At 67.4% G+C, this 20,801-nt stretch carries 19 protein-coding genes; 11 read left to right on the plus strand and 8 right to left on the minus strand.

Going from position 1 to position 20,801, the window contains the following annotated elements; translation table 11 throughout:
- Positions 1–3 precede the first annotated feature (3 nt).
- The 6 genes from L540_RS09850 to L540_RS09875 are packed head-to-tail and all read right to left on the minus strand — an operon-like array spanning position 4 to position 6,546.
- Positions 4–885 (minus strand): branched-chain amino acid ABC transporter permease, encoded by an 882-nt coding sequence (locus L540_RS09850; RefSeq protein ID WP_043209853.1) that lies wholly within the window; start codon positions 883–885, stop codon positions 4–6.
- A 6-nt stretch (positions 886–891) separates the two neighbouring features.
- The gene (locus L540_RS09855; RefSeq protein WP_043209851.1) at positions 892–2,061 is read right to left on the minus strand and encodes an ABC transporter substrate-binding protein; all 1,170 of its coding nucleotides are present in this window, start codon (positions 2,059–2,061) and stop codon (positions 892–894) included.
- A gap of 19 nt (positions 2,062–2,080) precedes the next feature.
- Entirely contained in the window at positions 2,081–2,890 is an 810-nt protein-coding gene (locus L540_RS09860; protein WP_043209849.1) for an alpha/beta fold hydrolase, read from the minus strand.
- Positions 2,887–4,443: a benzoate-CoA ligase family protein gene (locus L540_RS09865; protein ID WP_043209846.1), complete on the minus strand. Its 1,557-nt coding sequence runs from the start codon at positions 4,441–4,443 to the stop codon at positions 2,887–2,889. Before L540_RS09865 ends, L540_RS09860 begins: the two co-directional genes overlap by 4 nt.
- Before the next feature lie 50 nt (positions 4,444–4,493).
- Positions 4,494–6,059 (minus strand): 3,4-dehydroadipyl-CoA semialdehyde dehydrogenase, encoded by a 1,566-nt coding sequence (locus L540_RS09870; RefSeq protein ID WP_043209844.1) that lies wholly within the window; start codon positions 6,057–6,059, stop codon positions 4,494–4,496.
- Between the two features lie 10 nt (positions 6,060–6,069).
- A complete protein-coding gene (locus L540_RS09875) occupies positions 6,070–6,546 on the minus strand; it encodes a 4-hydroxylaminobenzoate lyase (protein ID WP_043209842.1) in 477 nt (158 codons plus the stop codon).
- A 183-nt stretch (positions 6,547–6,729) separates the two neighbouring features.
- Between L540_RS09875 and L540_RS09880 the strand changes: the two genes are divergently transcribed.
- The 4 genes from L540_RS09880 (at position 6,730) to boxA (ending at position 12,137) form a co-directional block, all read left to right on the plus strand.
- Positions 6,730–7,638 carry a helix-turn-helix transcriptional regulator gene (locus L540_RS09880; protein ID WP_043209840.1) on the plus strand — a complete coding sequence of 303 codons (909 nt, stop codon included), beginning with the start codon at positions 6,730–6,732 and terminating at the stop codon, positions 7,636–7,638.
- 149 nt (positions 7,639–7,787) lie between these two features.
- Entirely contained in the window at positions 7,788–9,431 is a 1,644-nt protein-coding gene (boxC, locus tag L540_RS09885; protein WP_043209838.1) for a 2,3-epoxybenzoyl-CoA dihydrolase, read from the plus strand.
- Between the two features lie 58 nt (positions 9,432–9,489).
- Positions 9,490–10,917 carry a benzoyl-CoA 2,3-epoxidase subunit BoxB gene (boxB, locus tag L540_RS09890; RefSeq protein WP_043209836.1) on the plus strand — a complete coding sequence of 476 codons (1,428 nt, stop codon included), beginning with the start codon at positions 9,490–9,492 and terminating at the stop codon, positions 10,915–10,917.
- An 8-nt stretch (positions 10,918–10,925) separates the two neighbouring features.
- Positions 10,926–12,137, plus strand: coding sequence for a benzoyl-CoA 2,3-epoxidase subunit BoxA (boxA, locus tag L540_RS09895; protein ID WP_043209834.1), 1,212 nt, complete (start codon positions 10,926–10,928; stop codon positions 12,135–12,137).
- A gap of 1 nt (position 12,138) precedes the next feature.
- On the opposite strand, the gene L540_RS09900 is transcribed toward boxA, so the two are convergent.
- Together L540_RS09900 and yjgA are read right to left on the minus strand one after the other, a co-directional pair.
- Positions 12,139–12,804: an alpha/beta hydrolase gene (locus tag L540_RS09900; RefSeq protein ID WP_043209833.1), complete on the minus strand. Its 666-nt coding sequence runs from the start codon at positions 12,802–12,804 to the stop codon at positions 12,139–12,141.
- Positions 12,805–12,811: 7 nt separating this feature from the next.
- On the minus strand, positions 12,812–13,366 hold the full coding sequence (yjgA, locus tag L540_RS09905; protein ID WP_043209830.1) for a ribosome biogenesis factor YjgA: 555 nt from the start codon (positions 13,364–13,366) through the stop codon (positions 12,812–12,814).
- Positions 13,367–13,424: 58 nt separating this feature from the next.
- On the opposite strand from yjgA, the gene pmbA reads away from it, so the two are divergent.
- From pmbA to L540_RS09940, 7 genes are all read left to right on the plus strand, one after another.
- A complete protein-coding gene (gene pmbA / locus L540_RS09910; RefSeq protein ID WP_043209828.1) occupies positions 13,425–14,789 on the plus strand; it encodes a metalloprotease PmbA in 1,365 nt (454 codons plus the stop codon).
- Positions 14,790–15,143: 354 nt separating this feature from the next.
- Positions 15,144–16,349 carry an FkbM family methyltransferase gene (locus tag L540_RS09915; RefSeq protein ID WP_043209826.1) on the plus strand — a complete coding sequence of 402 codons (1,206 nt, stop codon included), beginning with the start codon at positions 15,144–15,146 and terminating at the stop codon, positions 16,347–16,349.
- A gap of 79 nt (positions 16,350–16,428) precedes the next feature.
- Entirely contained in the window at positions 16,429–17,535 is a 1,107-nt protein-coding gene (locus tag L540_RS09920) for a TRAP transporter substrate-binding protein (RefSeq protein ID WP_043209824.1), read from the plus strand.
- A gap of 259 nt (positions 17,536–17,794) precedes the next feature.
- Complete coding sequence (rplM, locus tag L540_RS09925; protein ID WP_029580197.1) at positions 17,795–18,223, plus strand: 50S ribosomal protein L13; 429 nt, start codon at positions 17,795–17,797, stop codon at positions 18,221–18,223.
- A gap of 9 nt (positions 18,224–18,232) precedes the next feature.
- Positions 18,233–18,625 (plus strand): 30S ribosomal protein S9, encoded by a 393-nt coding sequence (gene rpsI, locus L540_RS09930; protein ID WP_012418608.1) that lies wholly within the window; start codon positions 18,233–18,235, stop codon positions 18,623–18,625.
- Positions 18,626–18,821: 196 nt separating this feature from the next.
- Positions 18,822–19,889, plus strand: coding sequence for an N-acetyl-gamma-glutamyl-phosphate reductase (gene argC, locus L540_RS09935; protein ID WP_043209821.1), 1,068 nt, complete (start codon positions 18,822–18,824; stop codon positions 19,887–19,889).
- Positions 19,890–19,939: 50 nt separating this feature from the next.
- The gene (locus L540_RS09940; protein ID WP_043209819.1) at positions 19,940–20,764 is read left to right on the plus strand and encodes a DUF6776 family protein; all 825 of its coding nucleotides are present in this window, start codon (positions 19,940–19,942) and stop codon (positions 20,762–20,764) included.
- Positions 20,765–20,801 lie beyond the last annotated feature (37 nt).

The following is a 20,801-nucleotide window of genomic DNA, read 5'->3' on the forward strand; positions in this document are numbered from 1 at the left end:
TCCTCAGCCCTGCCGGAACAGGCCTTCCGGCCGGAACAGCAAAATCGTGGCCATCAGCAGATAGACCAGCACACCGGCCGCGGCCGGAAACCATACCTGTCCGAAGGTCTCGACGGCGGCCACCAGCATGGCGGCCAGGAAGGTGCCTCGGATGGAGCCGATGCCGCCGATCACCACCACGACGAAGCAGACGATGAGCACGCCGTGGCCCATGCCCGGGTAGACCGACGACACGGGCGCGGCCAGCGCGCCGGCCAGCGCGGCCATGGCCACGCCGGCGGCGAACACCCAGCGGTAGAGCCGGTTGATATTGACGCCCAGGCTGCCGATCATCTCGCGGTTGCTCGCGCCGGCGCGCACCATCATGCCGACCCGGGTGCGGGCGATGACCCAATAGAGCAGGGCGGCGGCGGCCAGGGCCATCGCCGCCACGAAGAGGCGATAGACGGGATAGGTCATGACATCGCCCAGCGGCACCGTGCCGGCCAGCCAGGACGGCATGGGCACGCCATGCACGTCATTGCCGACCAGCAGGCTGCGCGCTTCCTCGAACACCAGGATGAGCCCATAGGTCATGAGCACCTGCTGCAGGTGGTCGCGCGTGTACAGAAAACTGAAAAACACGGCTTCCAGCACATAGCCCAGCAGCAAGGCGGCGGCCACGCAGAGCGCCAGCGTGAGGAAAAAGCCGCCGCCCAGATAGGCCTGCGCCACGGGTCCGAGCGCGAACGCCATGTACGCCCCTATCATGTAGAAGCTGCCATGCGCCAGGTTGATGATGCCCATGATCCCGAAGATCAGCGTCAGGCCGCTGGCCACCAGGAACAGCAGCAGCCCGTATTGCAGCGCATTCAGGGCGTGGATGAGGAAGATGCCCGGATCCATGGCGCGTCAGAGCTTGCAGCCGCGGGCCGGGTCGGCCAACTGCTTGACGGCGACCTCGACCACTTTGTTTTCCAGCCCCTCCACCTTGCGCAGATAGATGTCCTGCACCGGGTTGCCGGCGGCCGACAGCGTGAAGGGCCCGCGCGGCGAGTCGATGGTGGCCGCCCGCATCGCGCGGCGCATCTCGGCCTTCTTGCCGATGTCGCCCTGCACCGCCGCCAGGCCCGCCTGCAGCAACTGGGCGGCGTCATAGCCCTGCACCGCATAGACGTCGGGCGCCAGCTTGTAGGCCTTGTTGTAGTCGGCGCGGAAGGCGTTGTCGCGCGGCGTGTTCAGGCCATCGGCATAGTGCAGCGTGGTCAGCAGGCCTTGGGCCGAGGCGCCCTGGGCCTGCAGCGTGCCGTCGGTCAGGAATCCCGAGCCATACAGCGGGATGTTCTTGCCCAGGCCCGCGGCCGCATAGTCCTGCACGAATTTCACCGCGCCGCCGCCGGCAAAGAAGGTGAACACCATATCGGGCTTGCTGGCCGCGATCTCGGTCAGCACCGATTGGAACTCCACATTGGGAAAGGGCACGGTCAGGTCCTTGACCACCTTGCCGCCGGACTTTTCGAAACCTTCGCGGAAACCCGCCACGGCCTCGTCGCCGGCGGCGTATTTCCAGGTCACGGTGATGGCGGTCTTATGGCCCTTGGCCGCGGCCACCGGGCCCATGGCGTAGGCCGGCTGCCAATTGGTGAACGAGGTGCGGAAGATGCCCGGGCCGCACATGGGGCCCGTGATGGCGTCGGCGCCGGCATTGGCCACGATCAGCGTGGTGTCGCTGTCCTTGGCGGCCTTGGCCAGGGCCATGGCCACGCCGGAGTGCACCGTGCCGATGACCACATCGACCTTGTCGCGCTTGATGAGGCGGTTGGCGTTCTCGGGTCCCTTGGCCGGGTTGGATTCGTCGTCGACCTTGACGTATTCGACCTCGCGTCCGGCCAGCTTGCCGCCCTGTTGCTGCACATAGAGCTTGAAGCCGTTTTCGATGGCCGTGCCCAGGGCGGCATACGTGCCGCTGTAGGGCAGCATGAAGCCGACCTTGACGGGGTCGGCGGCCTGCGCCTGGTGGGCGGCCAGGACGAGGAAGGCGGCGCCGGCCAGCCTGGCGGCGCGTTGGGTGGTGGATGGCATCGCGGGTCTCCTGTGCTTGTTATGGGCGGCCGGCCAGGCCGCCGACGAAGTCGGCGACAGCCTGGATGACGGCCTGGGGTTGGTCCCTGTGGGGGGAATGCCGGCACTCGGGCAGCGTCAGCAGGCGCGTCTGCGGCGCGTGACGCTGTATGCCTTCTATCTGGGCCAGGGTGCCGTATTCATCGTCGAGGCCCTGCATGGCCAGCGTCGGGCAGCGCAGGCCGGACAGCTGGTCCTCGATATTCCATTGCGCGAAGGCCGGGTCCAGCCAGACCTGGTTCCAGCCCCAGAAGGCCGAGTCCGGATCGGCGTGATAGCGCGCCAGCCTTTGCCGCAGATCGGTTTGCAGATAGGCCGCGCGCGCGGCCTCGATGTTCGCCAGGGTGATGTCCTCGACGAAGATATGGGGCGCGGCCACCACGATGCCGGCCACCTTCTCCGGATACAGGGCGGCATACAGCAGGGCGATGGAGCCGCCGTCGCTGTGGCCGAAGAGCAGCGGCTTTTCCGCCTCCAGGCCCAGCGCGTCCAACAGGGCCGGCAGGACGTCCCTGGCTTCGCGCTGCATGAAGTCCACCGGCCAGCGCTCCCCGGTCGGCCGCGGTGTCGACTGGCCATAGCCGCGCCGCGAATAGACCAGGCCGCGGCAGCCGGCGCCCGCGCACAGGCGCGTCGGAAAGTCGCGCCACATGGCGACCGAGCCCAGCCCCTCGTGCAGAAAGACCAGCAGGGGGCGGTCGCGGCGCTGCGGTTCGATCCAGGTGTATTCCAGATCAAAGCGCAGCCCGTGGGCCGAGATGCCCGCGCGCTCGACCAGGGCCGTGTTCACAGGCCGGCCTCTTCCAGCTGGCGCAGGCGGAAGCGCTGGATCTTGCCCGTGGCGGTCTTGGGCAGCTCTTCGGTGAAATTGATCTGGCGCGGATACTTGAAGGGCGCCAGATGGGCTTTGACATAGTCCTGCAGGGCCGCGCCCGTGCTGGCGTCGGGCGCATAGCCCGGCCGCAGCACGACATAGGCCTTGGTCTTGACCAGCCCGTCATGGTCGGGCGCGCCGATGACGGCGGCCTCCAGCACGGCCTCGTGCTGCACCAGCACGTTCTCGACCTCCACCGGCGAGACATATTGCCCGCTGACCTTTATCATGTCGTCGCTGCGTCCGGCGTAGACGTAATAGCCGTCCTCGTCGCACAGATATTTGTCACCGCTCTTGAGCCAATCGCCCAGGAAGCACTGGCGCGTCTTGTCGCGGTTGTTCCAGTACATGAGCGCGGCGCTCGGCCCCTTGATATAGAGGTCGCCGATGGCGCCGGGGGCCACGGGCAGTCCGGCCTCGTCGCGCAGCTGCACTTCGTAGCCGGGCACGGGCTTGCCCGTGGTGCCGTAGCGGAACTGGCCCGGCTGATTGGACAGGAAGATATGCAGCATCTCGGTCGAGCCGATGCCGTCGAGGATTTGACAGCCGAAATGACGGGTAAAGCGCTCTCCGATATCGCGCGGCAGGGCTTCGCCGGCCGAGGTGCAGATGCGCATGGACACGGTGTCGCGCGCCGGCAGCTCGGGCGAGGCCATCATGCTGGCGTACAGCGTCGGCACGCCATAGAAGACCGAAGGGCGATGCGTGGTCAGGCGCTTGAAGACCGCCTGCGGAGTGGGGCGTTCGGCCATCAGGATGGTGGTCGCGCCCACCGACAGCGGGAAGGTCAGGCCATTGCCCAGGCCGTAGGCGAAGAAAAGCTTGGCGGCCGAAAACGCCACATCGTCTTCGCGTATGCCCAGCACCGGCTTGGCGTAGAGCTCGGCCGTATGCCAGAGGTTGCCGTGGGTGTGGACCACGCCCTTGGGCTTGCCGGTGGAGCCCGAGGAGTAGAGCCAGAAGGCGATCTCGTCGGCCAGCGTGCGGGCCGCCGGCGCGATGGGCGCCTGGGCGATCAGGGTCTCGAAAGCATGCTGGCCCGCCGCCGCCTGCGCCGGCTGCGAGACGATGACGTGCTCGATATCGTGCTGGCCGCTGTCCAGCGCGGGCCGCAGCTGCGGCAGCAGGCTGGCGGAGACGACCAGCGCCCGCGCCCGGCAGTGGGCGGCGATATAGGCGTAGTCGTCCGGCGTCAGCAGGGTGTTGACGGCCACCGGCACGATGCCGGCGTGCAGGGCGCCCAGAAAGGCCACCGGCCAGTCCACCGTGTCGTGCATCACCATGAGGATGCGTTCTTCGCGGCGCAGCCCCAGCTGGCGCAGGGCGCCGCCAAAGCGGGCCACGCGCTCGGCCAGCTCGCCGTAGCTGAGCTGGCGTTCATCGTCGATATACGCGGTCTTGGCGGCGCGCGGCGCATTCAGCGCGGCCAGGTGGCTGGCGAAATTCAGCTCATTGGGGCAGTCGTGCATATTTGTCTCCTCGAGGGGCGAGCCCGCGGCCTGATGGCTCTGATGGGCGGCTATTCGGCAAAGGCCGCGGCGCGCGCGGTAGGCAGGCTCTCCAGTCTGGCGGGCGCGCCTTGCACGGCGCTGCGGCGGTGATAGAAGTCCAGGGCTCGCAGTCCGCCGAGTTCCTGGCCGCCGCCGGCGCGGCCGGGCCCGCCATGCAGCGACTGCGGCATGACGTTGCCATGTCCGGTATGGCTCTTGGCCGCTTCCGGGCTGACCAGGTGCACGCGGCCGTGGCTTTCGGCCAGGGCCTGGGCGCCTTGCGCCAGGAAGTCGCTGTCATCGCTGTAGAGCGAGGCCACCAGCGACCCCTCGCCCAGCCGGGCCATGGCCCAGGCCTGCGCGGTGTCGCGATAGGGCATCAGCGTGGCGACCGGCCCGAACACCTCGGTCTGGTGCAGCAGGGCCTGGGGCTGGCGCGCGCCCAGCAAGGTGGGCGCCATGCAGGCGGCCACGGCGGGGTCGGCGTCCACCAGCGGCAGGCCCGCGCCGTCGTACAGCACCTCGGCCGCGCCGCGCAGCGCGGCCAGGCCGGATTGCACGTTGTCGAACTGGGCGCGGCTGACCAGGGCGCCCATCTTCACGCTGTCATGGCGCGGATTGCCCACGGTGATGCGGGCCAGCTGGGCCGAGATGGCGCCGGCCACGGCGTCATAGCGCTCGGCCGGCACCAGGATGCGCCGGATGGCCGTGCATTTCTGGCCCGACTTGGCGCGCATCTCGCGCACGACTTCACGCACCAGCGCATCGAAGGCGGGACCGCCTTCGGCGGCGTCCGGGCCGAGCACCGCGCTGTTGACGCTGTCGGTCTCGGCGTTCAGGCTCACCTCGCCGCGCAGCAGCGCCGGATGGGCGCGCAACTGGGCGGCCGTATCGGCCGAGCCGGTAAACGAGAGCAGGTCCAGCGGCCGCAGCGCGTCCAGGAGGCCGGCCGAGCCGCCGCAGACCAGGCTGAGCGCGCCGGGCGGCAGGATACCGGCCTGGATCACGTCGCGCACCATTTCGTGCGCGAGCCAGGCGGTGGACGTGGCGGGCTTGACCACGATGGGCACGCCCGACAGCAGGGCGGGCGCGGCTTTTTCCCACAGCCCCCACGAGGGGAAGTTGAAGGCGTTGATGAGCAGCGCCAGGCCGCGCGCGGGCGTGCGGACGTGCTGCACCGCATAGGCGTTGTCGCGGGCCAGGGCGTCGGCCGGGCCGTCCATGCGCCAGGCGTCTTCGGCCAGGCGCGATCCCTGCTTGGCGTAATAGCCCACGGTGTAGAGGGCGCCGTCGATGTCGATGGCCGAGTCGGCCTGCACCGTGCCGCTGTTGGCCAGCGCGATCTCGAAGTATTTGTCGCGATGGGCCGTCAGCACCTCGGCCACACGCGCCAGCAGGGCCGCGCGCTGCGCATAGCTCATGGCGCGCAGCGCCGCGCCGCCCTGTTGGCGGGCCCAGGCGAAAGCCGCGGGCAGATCCAGGCCCGCGCTGCTGGCGCCGGCCAAGACGGCGCCGGTGACCGGATCGTGCAGGCGGGCCGGCTGGCCCTGGCCCGCGCGCCATTGGCCGGCGACGTAGTTCTCCAGAATATGCATGTCCCGTCCTTCAGGCCGTCTGGCGCGTGAATTCGATGGCGCCGTCCGGCAGGAGATAGAGCACCAGGGCCCGGCCCGCGCTGACCGTGGGGCTGTGGGCGGTGCCAGGCCCGTAGACCAGCCATCCCGCGCCCCGGCCGTCGAATCGCGCCTGATCCGACAGCGGCATGATCAGGTCGATTTCGCCCTGCGGATGGCGGTGATGCGGTCCGGCAAGATCGTTCATGTCCACCACATCGACCGAGTAGCCGCCCAGCGCGGCGTCGGGCTTGATGACGCGGCCATAGCGGATGCCGCCGCCTTCGTGTTTGCACATCCAGCCGGCGGCGATGCCCTGGCGACAGGCGGCGAAAATGCGCGCGTACAGATCGCTGCCGGCGCCCAGCTCGCGATTGAGGCGGTCTTCCAGGGAGGCGTCCAGGGCGGCGGCGCCGATCTGGCCGGTGACCTCGCGCATCAGCGCGTGGAACTGTTCAGGCGTACTCATGGTGGCGTCCTATACACTTATCGTCCGGTGCCGGCGTCTCATGCAACAGAGTGCGTGTTTATGCCGGTGGGAGCGTCGTCAATGCATGTTTGGCGGCGATTGATGGAAAAATAGTGCTTTATATGGTGAGCGTCAAGCACTATAGTTCATGTTTTCTTAAGGGTTAGTGCGGAGTCGCAGACTATGGAGCCAGCGCTGGAGCCGAACTTGGAAGAGCCGCGCCGTGACGTATTCCTGATCGCCCTGGGCGAACGGGTGCGGCGCCTGCGCGCGATACGGGGCATGACGCGCAAAAGCCTGTCGCAGGCCACGGGCGTGTCCGAGCGCCATCTGGCCAATCTGGAGCATGGGGTGGGCAATGCCTCCATCCTGGTGCTGCTGCAGATCGCCCGCGCCTTCAATTGCGCGCTGGCCGAACTGGTGGGCGACGTCACCACCGAATCGCCCGAATGGCTGCTGATCCGCGAGCTGCTCAGCGGCCGCAGCGAATCGGACCTGCAGCGCGCGCGCGAGTCCCTGTCCCAGCTGTTCGGCGTGGGGGCGGGCGCGCAGCGGCCCAACCGCACCCAGCGCATCGCGCTCATCGGCCTGCGCGGCGCGGGCAAATCCACCCTGGGGCAGATGCTGGCCGACGACCTGGGCTATCCCTTCATCGAGCTCAACCGCGAGATCGAGCGGGTGGCCGGCTGCAGCATCCTGGAAATCCACAACCTGTATGGCCCCAACGCCTACCGCCGCTATGAGCGCCGGGCGCTCGAAGAGGCCGTGCAGATCTACCCGGAAATGGTGCTCGCCACGCCGGGCGGCCTGGTGTCGGAGCCGGCCACCTTCAACCTGCTGCTGGCGCACTGCTATACCGTGTGGCTGCGCGCCACTCCCGAAGAGCATATGGGCCGCGTCATGGCGCAGGGCGATTTCCGCCCCATGTCGGGCAATGCCGAGGCCATGGCCGATCTCAAGCGCATCCTGGCCGGCCGCGAGGCCTTCTACGCCAAGGCCGACCTGACCTGGGTCACCAGCGACCTGAGCCTGCCGGAGAGTTTCGCCGGCCTGCGCACCCAGGTGCGCAAGGCCTGCGGCCTGCCGCTCTAAGCCTTCTCAAAAACTGCGTTTTTGTGCACGTCGGAGTTGACGTGCATTTTTTTCTGCACTATTCTGCATTTTAATTCATCACATGCAGTATTGTGCGTATGCCGCCAGGCGGCAAAGCGCAGACCCGGAAGGTTTAGAGGAGACAGAGCATGAGCACCCCCCCGGTGGATTTTCGGACCGAACCCCAGCAGTACCGTCATTGGCGTTTGAATTGCGAAGGCGAGGTGGCCACCCTGGCCATGGATGTCTCCGAGGATGCCGGCCTGCGCCCGGGCTACAAGCTCAAGCTCAATTCCTATGACCTGGGCGTGGATATCGAATTGCACGATGCCTTGCAGCGCATCCGCTTCGAGCATCCCGAGGTGCGCGCCGTGGTGGTCACCAGCATGAAGGACCGCATTTTCTGTTCGGGCGCCAATATCTTCATGCTGGGCCTGTCCTCGCACGCCTGGAAGGTGAACTTCTGCAAGTTCACCAACGAAACCCGCAATGGCATGGAAGACGCCAGCCAGCACAGCGGCCTGAAATTCATCGCCGCGCTCAACGGCGCCTGCGCTGGCGGCGGCTATGAGCTGGCCCTGGCCTGCGACGAGATCTTCCTGATCGACGACCGTTCTTCAGCCGTGGCCCTGCCCGAGGTGCCGTTGCTGGGCGTGCTGCCGGGCACCGGCGGCCTGACCCGGGTGACCGACAAGCGCCGCGTGCGCCATGACCTGGCCGATATTTTCTGCACCCTGGTCGAGGGCGTGCGCGGCCAGCGCGCCAAGGATTGGCGGCTGGTCGATGCCGTGGTCAAGCCGGCGCAGTTCCAGGAGGCGGTGCAGGCCCGCGTGCGCGAACTGGCCGCCGGCAGCGACCGGCCGGGAGGCCCCGGCGTGGCCTTGACCCGCCTGGCGCGCGAGGACGGTCCGCAGGGATTGCGTTACCGCCATGTCGAGGTCAGCATCGACCGCGAAAAACGTCTGGCCACCTGGGTGGTGCGTGCGCCGCAAGCGCCGGTCGAGGCCGGGATCGAGGCCATCCTCGCCGCCGGCGCCGATTGGTGGCCGCTGGCGATGGCGCGCGAGCTGGACGACGCCATCCTCTATATGCGCACCAACGAACTGGATATCGGCACCTGGGTCATCAAGACCGAGGGCGATGCCGCGCAGGTGCTGGCCGCCGACGAGATCCTGCAGCGCCACGCCGCGCACTGGTTCGTGCGCGAGACCGCCGGCATGCTGCGCCGCACGCTGGCGCGCCTGGACGTGACCTCGCGCACCCTGTATGCCTGCGTGGAGCCGGGCTCCTGCTTTGCCGGCACGCTGCTCGAACTGGCCCTGGCCGCCGACCGCATCTACATGCTCGACGATGAAGAGCGGCCGGCCGCCCTGGTCATCGACGAGCGCAACTTCGGCGCCTACCCCATGGTCAACGGCCAGTCGCGCCTGCAGCGCCGCTTCCATGAAGAGGCCGGCCCGCTGGAGGCCGTGCGCGCCGCGGCCGGCCGGCCCGTCGGGCCGCGCGAGGCCCTGGAGCTGGGGCTGGTGACGTTCGCGCCCGACAGCCTGGACTGGGACGATGAAATCCGCCTGGCCCTGGAAGAGCGCCGCGCGCTCTCGCCCGACGCGCTCACCGGCCTGGAAGCCAATCTGCGCTTCAGCGGCCGCGAAAACATGCTCACGCGCATCTTCGGGCGCCTGACGGCCTGGCAGAACTGGATCTTCAACCGCCCCAACGCGGCGGGCGAGAAGGGGGCGCTCAAGCTCTACGGCAAGGGCGAGCAGGCCAACTTCGACTGGAACCGGGTCTAGCCCGGTCCGGCGGCGGAATCATCCGGCGGCCATGCGCGCCGCCCTTCAGGAGACAGATATGAGCGGTATCAACTACAGCGACAAGATTCCCAACAACGTCAACCTCTCCGGCGACCGCGCGCTGCAGCGCGCGCTGGAACACTGGCAGCCCAATTACCTGCAGTGGTGGCGCGACATGGGGCCGGATGGCTCGCAGGACTTCGATGTCTATCTGCGCACCGCCGTCAGCGTCGAACCCGATGGCTGGGCGCACTTCGATCATGTCAAGATGCCGGACTACCGTTGGGGCATCTTCCTGGCGCCGCAGGACGGGCAGCGCAAAATCCATTTCGGCGAGAACATGGGCCGCGACGTCTGGCAGGACGTGCCGGGCGAGCATCGCGCCAACCTGCGCCGCATCATCGTCACCCAGGGCGACACCGAGCCGGCTTCCATCGAACAGCAGCGCCACCTGGGCATGACGGCGCCCTCGCAATATGACCTGCGCAATCTGTTCCAGATCAACGTCGAAGAGGGCCGCCACCTCTGGGCCATGGTCTATCTGCTGCATCGCTATTTCGGGCGCGATGGCCGCGAGGAGGCCGACGCGCTGCTGCAGCGCAGCTCGGGCGATGAAGACAACCCGCGCATCCTGGGCGCCTTCAATGAGAAGACGCCGGACTGGCTGGCCTTTTATATGTTCACCTACTTTACCGACCGCGACGGCAAGTTCCAGCTCTGCGCCCTGGCCGAATCCAGCTTCGACCCGCTGGCGCGCACCACGAAGTTCATGCTGACCGAAGAAGCCCATCATATGTTCGTGGGCGAGTCCGGCGTCTCGCGCGTGATCCAGCGCACCTGCGAGGTCATGAACCAGCTCAAGACCGACGACCCTGCCGCCATCCGCGCCGCCGGCGTGATCGACCTGCAGACCATCCAGCGCTACCTGAATTTTCATTACAGCGTGACCATCGATCTGTTCGGCGCCGACCAGTCCTCCAATGCCGCCATCTTCTACAGCTCGGGCCTGAAGGGCCGCTTCGAAGAAGGCAAGCGCAACGATGACCACCAGCTCAAGAACGACAGCTACCGCGTGCTGACCGTGGCCGACGGCCGCTTGCGCGAGGTCGAGGTGCCCATGCTCAATGCGCTCAATGAAGTGCTGCGCGACGACTTCATCCGCGACTCCATGGCCGGCGTGGGGCGCTGGAACAAGGTGATCGAGAAAAATGGCATCCCCTTCCGCCTGTCGGTGCCGCACAAGGCGTTCAACCGCCAGATCGGCACGCTGGCCGGCATCCGCGTCTCGCCCGAAGGCGAGGTCTTGAGCGAAAGCCAGTGGCAGGCCAACCGCGATAAATGGCTGCCCACGGCCGAGGACCGCGCTTTCGTGGCGTCGCTCATGGGCCGCGTGAGCGAGCCCGGCAAATTCGCCAACTGGATCGCGCCGCCCGTCATGGGCATCAATCGCCAGCCGGTGAACTTCGAGTACGTTCGTTTCAGCTGAGCCCCGCCATGAATGCGCCCGCCGAGCTGCTCAGGCAGCACCTCATCGATCCCGAGATCTGCATCCGCTGCAACACCTGCGAAGAGACTTGCCCGATCGACGCGATCACCCACGACAGCCGCAACTATGTCGTGAACGCGGATATCTGCAACGGCTGCATGGCCTGTGTGCCGCCGTGTCCGACCGGCGCGATCGACAGCTGGCGCCTGGTGGCGCGGGCGCAGGCCTACAGCCTGGATGAGCAGCTGGGCTGGGACGAGCTGCCCGCCGAGCAGCCGCCCCAGGCCGGGCAGGCCGAAACGGCGGCGGCGGTCGAGCCCCCGGCCGCGGCCGGCGCCGGGCCCAGCGCCACGGTGCCGCCCTGGTCGGCGGCCCATCCCTACGTCAACCTCTATACCCACAAGACGCCGGTCACGGCCACGGTGGTGGGCAACTACCGCGTCACCGGCGCCGACACCGACAGCGATATCCGGCACATCGTGCTGGACTTCGGCGCGCGGCCTTTTCCGGTGCTGGAAGGGCAGTCCATCGGCATCCTGCCGCCCGGCGCCGACGAACACGGCCGGGCCCATCACGCGCGCCAGTACTCGCTGGCCAGCCCGCGCGACGGCGAGCGCCCGGGCTACAACAATCTGTCCATCACCGTGAAACGGGTGACCGAAGGCCATGACGGGCAGGCGGTGCGCGGGGTGTGCTCCAACTATCTCTGCGACCTGGCCAAGGGCGATACCGTGCAGGTCATCGGGCCGTTCGGCAATACCTTCCTGATGCCCAACCATCCGGGCGCCAACCTGATGATGATCTGCACCGGCACGGGCGCCGCGCCCATGCGCGCCATGACCGAAAACAGCCGGCGGCGTCTGGCGCAGGGCGGGCTGGGCCAGCTCATGCTGTTCTTCGGCGCGCGCACCGAGCGCGAACTGCCGTATTTCGGGCCGCTGATGAAGCTGCCCAAGGATTTCATCGATATCAACCTGGCGCTGTCGCGCGAGGCCGGCCAGCCGCGGCGCTATGTGCAGGACGCCATGCGGCAGCGGGCGGCCGATGTGCTGCGGCTGCTGACCGCCGGCGACACCTATATCTACGTCTGCGGCCTCAAGGGCATGGAGCAGGGGGTGCTGCAGACGCTGGCGGAGATCGCCCGGGAAGGCGGCCACGATTGGGCCGCGCTATCCGAAACGCTGCGGCGCGAAGGCCGCATGCATTTCGAGACCTACTGACTCAGCGCAGCACGTCGCGCAGGAAGGCGCCGATATCCTGGATTTCTTCCAGGCAGACCGAGTGCGGCATGGGGTAGGTATGCCATTGAACCGCATAGCCCAGGCTCTGCAGCGCTGCGCGCGAAGCCTCGGCGCGGGCCAGCGCCACGACCGGGTCGTACAGGCCGTGGGCCAGGAAAATGGGCGTATCGGCGTTGGCCGGCAGGCGCTCGGCCCGGGCCGTATCGATCAAGGGCAGATAACCCGACAGGCCCACCATGCCGGCCAGCTTCTCGGGCAGCCGCAGACCGGTATGCAGCGTCATGGCGCAGCCCTGCGAGAAGCCGGCCAGCACGATGCGCGAGGTCGGTATGCCGCGGGCGTTTTCGCGCGCGATCAGCTTCTGGATGGCGGCTTCCGAGGCGCGGATGCCGGCGGCGTCTTCGTGGCGCACCAGGTCCATGACCAGGATGTCGTACCACGAGCGCATGGCCATGCCGCCATTGATGGTCACCGGCGCCACCGGCGCGTTCGGGAAAATGAAGCGCACCGGCGTGCGCAGGCCCAGTTCGGGCACCACGGGAACGAAATCATTGCCGTCGGCGCCCAGGCCATGCAGCCAGATCACGGCATGGGCGGGATTGGCGCCGGTTTCGACTTCGATGCAGTCCAGCAGGTCTTGGCTCATGGGGCGATCATTGGGTGAGGGACTTGAGCGCCTGGAACAGGGCCCGGTATTGCTTGCGCTGCGGCTCCTGGCCTTGCTGCAGGGCGGCATTGTGCTGCGCTTCCTTGCGGGCGGCGCGGATGACGGCGCGCAGGTGCTGGACATCGGCCCCGGGGTAGCGCGCCAGCAGGTCGGTCAGCGCCTCGTCGTCCTGGATGAGCCGCTCGCGCAGGCCTTCCAGGCGGTGCATGGCGGCGGTTTCCTCGCGCGAGCCGTTTTCCCAGACGTCCAATTGGTGCCGGATTTCGTCGGCGGGCGCGGCGCGCATCAGCTTGCCCACGTAATGCGTCTGGCGGCGCAGGCCCTCGCGGCTGGTCGTGCGCTGGGCTTCGCGGATGGCCTCGTACAGCCGCTCTTCGAGCGGCAGCTGGCGCAGACGCTCGGGGGACAGGCCGATCAGCTGCTTGCCCAGGTCCAGCAGCGCGTGCATATCGCGCTTGACCTGGGATTTGCTGGGCCGGTCGTAGCCGTTTTCATCGTAGCCGTCGTCATCGACGGGGGTTTCGGAGTCTGGAAAGCTCATGGGACACTGCAAAAAGACGGACTTGGCTATGATAACCGTCTCTGCAAATTGGACAGCAATGGTCACTTCCTCCTCCTCCCTGCCGATCGCCGCGAACCACGCGCGTTTTTCCGAACTCGTCGAACAGGTGCTGGCCTATGCGCGCCAGGTCGGCGCGAGCGACGCCGCCGCCGAAGTCTCCGAAAGCCTGGGCCTGTCGGTCTCGGTGCGCAAAAACGATATCGAAACGGTCGAGCAGACCCGCGACCGCTCGCTGGACCTGACGGTCTACGCCGGCCAGAGCCGGGGTTCGGCGTCCACCTCCGATTTCTCCGAGGCGGCCTTGCGCCAGACAGTGGAGGCGGCCTGGCACATCGCCCGCCATACGGCCGCCGACGAGGCCGCCGGCCTGCCGGATGCCGACATGCTGGCCACCGACCACGCCGACCTGGACCTGCATCATCCCTGGGCCATCGGCACCGAAGAGGCCGCCGAGCTGGCCCTGCGCGGCGAGCGCGCCGCCCGGGCGGTGGACCGCCGCATCACCAACACCGACGGCGCCGGCGTCAACACCTACGAAGGCCAGTTCGTCATGGGCAATACCCGCGGCTTCCTGGGCGGCTATGCCTATAGCCGCCACAGCCTGTCGGTGGCGCCCATCGCCGGGCGCGGCGGCAATATGCAGCGCGACTACTGGTATACCTCCGAGCGCGATCCCTCCCGCCTGGCCTCGCCCGAGGCCGTGGGCCGCTACGCCGCCGAACGCACGCTGGCCCGCCTGTCGGCGCGCCGCCTGCGCACTACCAAGGCGCCCGTGCTGTTCGAGGCGCCGCTGGCCCTGGGCCTGCTGGGCGCCTTCACCCAGGCGGCCAGCGGAGGCGCGCTCTACCGCAAGGCGAGCTTTCTGGTCGACGCCCTGGGCAAACCCATCTTCGCCGACCACATCGACGTGCTCGAAGACCCGCATGTGCCCGGCGCCATGGGCTCCTCGCCCTTTGACGACGAAGGCGTGCGCACCCGCGCGCGCCGCGTGGTGGCCGCCGGCACCCTGGAAGGCTATTTCCTGTCCTCCTATACCGCGCGCAAACTGGGCATGCGCACCACCGGCAATGCCGGCGGCTCGCATAACCTGTCCCTGACCTCGCGCCTGACCCGTCCGGACGACGACTTCCGCGCCATGCTGAAAAAACTGGGCACCGGCCTGCTGGTGACCGAGCTCATCGGCCAGGGCGTGAACTACCTCACCGGCGACTACTCGCGCGGCGCTTTCGGCTACTGGGTCGAAAACGGCGAAATCCAGCACGCCGTGGAGGAGATCACCATCGCCGGCAACCTGGCCGATATGTTCCGCCAGATCGTGGCGGTCGGCGCCGACACGCTGTCGCGCGGCACCAAGACCACGGGTTCCATCCTCATCGAACAGATGTCCATCGCGGGCGCCTGACGCCGCCGCCAGCCTGCCCGAAAGCCCGGGCAGGCTGTTGTTTTCAAAGAGAAATTTCTTTCCTGGCTCGGCGACGCGGCCGGCAGACAGGGCATGTCCGCGGCGGCCACACTTCCAAAGTCCAGGGTGCCCTGAGTTGGGTGCCCTGAGTTGGGTGCCCTGAGTTGGGTGCCCTGAGTTGGGTGCCCTGAGTTGGGTGCCCTGAGTTGGGTGCCCTGAGTTGGGTGCCCTGAGTTGGGTGCCCTGAGTTGGGTGCCCTGAGTTGGGTGCCCTGAGTTGGGTGCCCTGAGTTGGGTGCCCTGAGTTGGGTGCCCTGGATCGATCCATTGCCGGGGCGTCGCCAGGAGTCCCCCGATGTCGGTCTTGGATTGGTCCGCCCTGCGCGCGCAGGGCGACGAGCGGCTGCGCTTCATCCGCCAGCTCGAAGGGTTCTACGTCTACGCGCACAGCGCCGCCAGCACCATGACGCGCGCCCATCACCACCTGCTGTCGGGCATCTATCGCGACGATCCCCGTTTCTTGGGCTATTGCACGCTGGGCGCGCCTTCCAGCCTGCCCTGGCTGGCCGATGCCCGCTGGCCGGGGGCGGGCGAGTACCGGCCCCTGGCCGACGTGCTTCAGCAGCAGATGCGCGGCGGCGGCCGGATAGGCATGCTGACGTTCTGCGCAACGCCCGAGGAGCAAATGCTGCTGCACAGGTTCCGCGCCTGGACCTTCGACTACCTGGCCTATCTGGCCGAGCGCAACCGTCCCATGCTCTACACGCCGCTGGCCGAGGAGCGCGAGCTGACGCTGGGCCGGCTGCCGGACTACCTCGCCCTGGTCGAGGACATGGACGCGCGCTCCCAGGGCGCGATGCGCGCGCGGCTGGCCGCGCTGGCCAGCCTGGATCGCCATCTGCTGCAGCGCGAGGCGACGCCTTTCGCGCATATGTACTTCAATGGCCTGAACGAGGCGGATTCTTTCGTGCCCCATGCCTGGGAAAACTACGTGGATGTGGGCGCGACCAATGGGGCGGAGCTGCTCAGGCTGGCCAGCCTGGTCGACGACCTGGAGCGCTCCCGTTTCTGGGCCCTGGAGCCCAACGCGGTCGATTTCGCCCACCTCAAGCAGCTCAGGTTTTTCCTGCCCGCGCGGGTGGCGCGCGGCTTTGCCTGCGGGCGTCATGGCGGCAGCGTCGATTTCTACACCGATCCGCTCATCCAGGATGGCTCCCGCCTGGTGCCGCCGGCATGCGACCCGGCCTGGCGCCAGGCCAATGCGGCGCATATCGAGTCCGTGCCTTGTGTGGCGCTCGATACTCTGGTGCCCGACCCCATCACCCTTCTGAAGATCGACGTCGAAGGCGGGGAGCTGGAAGTGCTGCAGGGCGCCATCGGCCATGTCGCCCGGCCGGACTGTCGGGTGGCCGTGGCCGCCTATCACTACCCCAAGGACGTGCTGGAGCTGTGCGCCTTCTTTCGGGAGCTGGGGCGCGGCCGCCTGCGCCTGCGGCAGCACGACGCCACGCTCTGGGACCTGATTCTCTACGTCGACGATCCCGCCCGGCCGGCGGCTTGAACCGCCCCGGCCGCCATGGCGGCGTGTAATATGCATTGCGGGTTATCTTCGGTAGTCTCAAGAGACGAGGAGCCAACAGATGCAACGTCGTTCGTTCTTGAAGCATGCAGGCATGGGGGCGGTGGCCGGGGGCGCCGTGGTGGCCGCGCCGGTCTTCGCCCAGGACATGCCTTCGGTGAGCTGGCGCCTGGCCTCCAGCTTCAATCCCAAGCTCGAGACGCTCCATGGCGCCGGCGAGGCCTTCTGCAAGTATGTGGACGAGGCCACCGGCGGCAAGTTCAGCATCCGCCAGTCCCCGGCCGGCGAGGCCGCCCCGGACACGCCGCTGCTGGACGCGGTGTCCAACAACACCGTGGACTGCGGGCATGGTTTCTCTTCCGCCTACTTCGACAAGGAACCGGCGCTGTGCTTTGATTCCGCCGTGCCCTTCGGCCTGAATGCGCGCCAGATGAATGCCTGGATGTTCGAGGGCGATGGCCTGAAGCTCACGCGCGAGCTGTTCAAGCCGCACAAGGTCGTCAACCTGCCCATGGGCAATACGGGCGTGCAGATGGGCGGCTGGAGCCGCAAGGAGATCAAGACCCTCGAAGACCTCAAGGGCCTGCGCATGCTGACCTCCGGCCTGGCAGGCGAGGTGCTTGCGCGCCTGGGCGTGGCGCCGCAGCAGGTGGCCGCCGCCGAGCTGGCCGCCTCGTTCGAGAAGGACGCGCTGGATGCCGTGGAGGCCGCCAGCCCCGTCGACGACGAGGCCCTGGGCCTGCAGAAACTCGCCAGGTATTACTACTACCCGGGCTGGTGGGAGGGGGGCGCGCAAGCCTCGCTCTATATCAACGAAGCCGCCTGGGAAAAACTGCCCAAGCATTACCGCTCGGCGGTCGAATCGGCCAGCCGCGCCGTCCACATGGGCGTGACCGCGCGCTACGATGCCCGCAACCCGGCTGCCCTGGGCCGCCTGACCGCGGCTGGCGCCGAGCTGCGCGCCTTTCCGCGCACCGTGCTGGACGCCGCCTTCGAGGCCAGCGCCCAGGTGTATCAGGCGTTGTCGGACAAGGATCCGAAGTTCAAGGCCCTGTACGAGAACTACATGGGCTTCCGGGACGATCTCCTGCCCTGGTTCCGGATCAGCGAAAACGCCTACGATCAGTACTTGATGAGCATGGCCCTGGCCTTGCGCAGGCGCCGATAGGTGCGTCCCTGTTTTGTTTTTCCCAGCCCGGGATGCCATGCCGCGGCGCGCTTGCACAAAAAATGAGCAGACGTGCTAAACTAGCTAGCTTTCCCTTGTTCCGGCTTTGGCTTGAACATGGCTAAGGTCACCAGTACGGGCGGGTAATAACGCTTAGACGGGCGGCCAGTTCCCGGGGCAGTGCCACGGGTTTGCCATCGGGAAAGACCCCGGCCAGGATGTTCTGGCGGGCAACCTTTATTCAATTCTAGGAACCATCATGAAGACCTTTGTGGCCAAGCCGCATGAAGTCAAGCGTGACTGGTTTGTGATCGACGCCAAGGGCAAAGTCCTCGGTCGTGTGGCCAGCGAAGTCGCACGCCGTCTGCGTGGCAAGCACAAACCCGAATTCACGCCGCACGTTGATACCGGCGATTACATCGTCATCATCAACGCTTCCGATATCGTCGTTACGGGTACCAAGGCGCAAGACAAGAAGTACTTCCGCCACACCACCTACCCGGGCGGTATCCGCGAAACGAACTTCGAGAAAATGCAAGAGCGTTTTCCCGGCCGCGCCATCCAGAAGGCCGTCAAGGGCATGCTGCCCAAGGGTCCGCTGGGCTACGCCATGATCAAGAAACTCAAGGTGTACGCTGGTGCCGAGCATCCGCACACCGCTCAGCAGCCCAAGCCGCTGGATATCTAAGGAAACGCCATGATCGGTAACTGGAACTACGGAACCGGCCGTCGCAAAACCTCGGTGGCTCGTGTTTTCATCAAGAAGGGTACGGGCAAGATCGTCGTCAACGGCAAGCCCGTCGACGAGTTCTTCGCTCGCGAAACCGGCCGCATGGTCGTGCGCCAGCCCCTGGCGCTGACCGGCCACCTCGAATCGTTCGACATCAAGGTCAACGTGATCGGTGGCGGCGAGACGGGCCAGGCTGGCGCGGTTCGTCACGGCATCACGCGTGCCCTGATCGACTACGACGCGACCCTGAAGCCGGCGCTGTCGCAAGCGGGCTTCGTGACCCGCGACGCGCGCGAAGTTGAACGTAAGAAGGTCGGTCTGCGCAAGGCGCGCCGCCGCAAGCAGTTCAGCAAGCGTTAATCGCTGTATGCAAAAAGGCCGCGCAAGCGGCCTTTTTGCTTTTAGGCCCGGCCCCGGGGGAACCCTGGGCCGCCTAGCCTGTCTCACCCTGCGGCAGTCCTCAGGATGGCCGCGGGTGTCGGAGCGATACAATTCATTCAGGCGTGTCGCGCCCAGTGCCACACTCCAGCGTGCCTCACACCCAGGAAAAGCTACCATGGCCCAAGCAAGTCATTCCCGCATCAAGGTCGGCATTGTCGGCGGCACCGGATATACCGGCGTCGAGCTGCTGCGCTTGCTGTCTCAGCACCCCAATGTCGAACTCACCGCCATCACCTCGCGCAAGGAAGACGGCCTGCCCGTGGCGGACATGTACCCCAATTTGCGCGGCCGCGTGAAGCTGGCTTTTTCCGCGCCGGAAAAGGCCACGCTGACCGACTGCGACGTGGTGTTCTTCGCGACGCCGCATGGGGTGGCCATGGCCCAGGCCCAGGAGCTGACCGCCGCCGGCACCCGCGTGATCGACCTGGCCGCCGACTTCCGCCTGCAGGACACCGCGATGTTCGAGCGCTGGTACAAGATGCCGCATAGCTGCCCGGACATCCTGGCCGGCCAGTCGGCCTACGGCCTGGTCGAGCTCAATCGCGCCGCCATTGCCGGCGCCAAGGTGATCGGCAACCCGGGCTGCTATCCCACGACCGTCATCCTGGGCCTGGCGCCGCTGATCGAAGGCGGCAAGAAGCTGGTCGATACCCAGACCCTGATCGCCGACTGCAAGTCGGGCGTCTCGGGCGCCGGCCGCAAGGCCGAGGTGGGCTCGCTGTTTTCCGAGGCCAGCGATAACTTCAAGGCCTATGGCGTGGCGGGCCACCGCCATCATCCCGAGATCGTCGAGCAGCTTGAAAAGCTGGCCGGCGGCAAGGTCGGCCTGACCTTCGTGCCGCACCTGGTGCCCATGATCCGCGGCATGTTCTCCACCATTTATGCCCGCATCCTGCCCGAAGCCCGCGACACCGACTTCCAGGCCCTGTTCGAGGCCCGCTATGCCGACGAGGCCTTCATCGACGTGATGCCGGCCGGCAGCCTGCCCGAGACCCGCTCCGTGCGCGCCTCCAACAACCTGCGCATCTCGGTGCAGCGTCCGGGCAATGGCGACCAGCTCGTCATCCTGGTGATCCAGGACAACCTGGTCAAGGGCGCGGCGGGCCAGGCGGTGCAGAACATGAACCTGATGTTCGGCCTGCCCGAGGCTACCGGCCTGGACCAGGTCGCCATTCTTCCTTGATTTTTCGCAGTCCGCCCAGGGGCGCCCGCGGCGCCCGGGCCTGAGCATCCATGTCCGAGCATCCCGCTTCCGCTGTTCTGCCCCGCAAACGCGGGTGGCGGCGCGTGGCCTGGATGGCGCTCACGCTGGGTCTGGGGCTGGCCGCCGGCGCCGGCCTGGGCTATCAATACGCCCTGGGGCCGGGCCGGCCTGGGCAGATGGTGATGCTCACCGAGGAGCAGGTCCAGGCCCAGGATGCCAGCCTGCGCCAGCGCGAGGCCGAGGCGCGCTTTCTGCGCGCCCAGCTCGATACCGCTGATGGCGAAATCGCCGTCGAGCGGGCCGCCCGCCAGGAGCTCGAGACCCAGCTGCGCGCCTCGCAGGCCGAGGTGGGCCGCGTGCGGGACCAGCTGGCCTTCTATGAGCAATTGCTGCCGCCGGGGCCGGCGGGCTCCATCGATATCCGCGGCGCGGAGTTTTCGCGCGTCGGCAGCGGCCTGCGGTATCGCGTGCTGCTGATGCGCAGCGGCCGCGGCGGCGAGAGCGCCTTCAGCGGCGAGCTGCGCTTCCAGGCCAACGGCATCCAGCAGGGCCAGATGGTGACCGTCGAACTCAGCCCGCAGCAGGTCAAGACGGACGAGGCCGCGGCGCCCGCGGCCGTCCTGCCGCCGGCGGCCGCGCAGGCCGTGCCCGCCGAAGAAGCGCCGGCCGCCACGGTGGCCAATGGGGCCAACGGCGGCAACGGGACGGGCTTGCTGGCCCTGAATTTCGATCAGTTCCAGCGCAGCCAGGGCGTGCTGGCCTTGCCCGAGGGCTTCGTCCCCGAAAGCGTGACGGTCACGGTTCTCGAAGAGGGAACGGTGCGCGCCACGCGAAATGTCAAATTGGAATTTTGAGGCGCGGCCCGGCTGCGCTATAGTGATCTTATTCGCG

Source organism: Bordetella pseudohinzii, assembly GCF_000657795.2.
GTDB classification, from domain to species: Bacteria; Pseudomonadota; Gammaproteobacteria; order Burkholderiales; family Burkholderiaceae_B; genus Bordetella; species Bordetella pseudohinzii.

What these genes read in the sequence shown, in the direction of transcription:
- L540_RS09850 (WP_043209853.1), bottom strand. Translation starts at nt 885, where the DNA reads ATGGATCCGGGCATCTTCCTCATCCACGCCCTGAATGCGCTGCAATAC.
- L540_RS09855 (WP_043209851.1), bottom strand. Translation starts at nt 2,061, where the DNA reads ATGCCATCCACCACCCAACGCGCCGCCAGGCTGGCCGGCGCCGCCTTC.
- L540_RS09865 (WP_043209846.1), bottom strand. Translation starts at nt 4,443, where the DNA reads ATGCACGACTGCCCCAATGAGCTGAATTTCGCCAGCCACCTGGCCGCG.
- L540_RS09870 (WP_043209844.1), bottom strand. Translation starts at nt 6,059, where the DNA reads ATGCATATTCTGGAGAACTACGTCGCCGGCCAATGGCGCGCGGGCCAG.
- L540_RS09875 (WP_043209842.1), bottom strand. Translation starts at nt 6,546, where the DNA reads ATGAGTACGCCTGAACAGTTCCACGCGCTGATGCGCGAGGTCACCGGC.
- L540_RS09880 (WP_043209840.1), top strand. Translation starts at nt 6,730, where the DNA reads ATGGAGCCAGCGCTGGAGCCGAACTTGGAAGAGCCGCGCCGTGACGTA.
- boxC (WP_043209838.1), top strand. Translation starts at nt 7,788, where the DNA reads ATGAGCACCCCCCCGGTGGATTTTCGGACCGAACCCCAGCAGTACCGT.
- boxB (WP_043209836.1), top strand. Translation starts at nt 9,490, where the DNA reads ATGAGCGGTATCAACTACAGCGACAAGATTCCCAACAACGTCAACCTC.
- boxA (WP_043209834.1), top strand. Translation starts at nt 10,926, where the DNA reads ATGAATGCGCCCGCCGAGCTGCTCAGGCAGCACCTCATCGATCCCGAG.
- L540_RS09900 (WP_043209833.1), bottom strand. Translation starts at nt 12,804, where the DNA reads ATGAGCCAAGACCTGCTGGACTGCATCGAAGTCGAAACCGGCGCCAAT.
- yjgA (WP_043209830.1), bottom strand. Translation starts at nt 13,366, where the DNA reads ATGAGCTTTCCAGACTCCGAAACCCCCGTCGATGACGACGGCTACGAT.
- pmbA (WP_043209828.1), top strand. Translation starts at nt 13,425, where the DNA reads ATGGTCACTTCCTCCTCCTCCCTGCCGATCGCCGCGAACCACGCGCGT.
- L540_RS09915 (WP_043209826.1), top strand. Translation starts at nt 15,144, where the DNA reads ATGTCGGTCTTGGATTGGTCCGCCCTGCGCGCGCAGGGCGACGAGCGG.
- L540_RS09920 (WP_043209824.1), top strand. Translation starts at nt 16,429, where the DNA reads ATGCAACGTCGTTCGTTCTTGAAGCATGCAGGCATGGGGGCGGTGGCC.
- rplM (WP_029580197.1), top strand. Translation starts at nt 17,795, where the DNA reads ATGAAGACCTTTGTGGCCAAGCCGCATGAAGTCAAGCGTGACTGGTTT.
- rpsI (WP_012418608.1), top strand. Translation starts at nt 18,233, where the DNA reads ATGATCGGTAACTGGAACTACGGAACCGGCCGTCGCAAAACCTCGGTG.
- argC (WP_043209821.1), top strand. Translation starts at nt 18,822, where the DNA reads ATGGCCCAAGCAAGTCATTCCCGCATCAAGGTCGGCATTGTCGGCGGC.
- L540_RS09940 (WP_043209819.1), top strand. Translation starts at nt 19,940, where the DNA reads ATGTCCGAGCATCCCGCTTCCGCTGTTCTGCCCCGCAAACGCGGGTGG.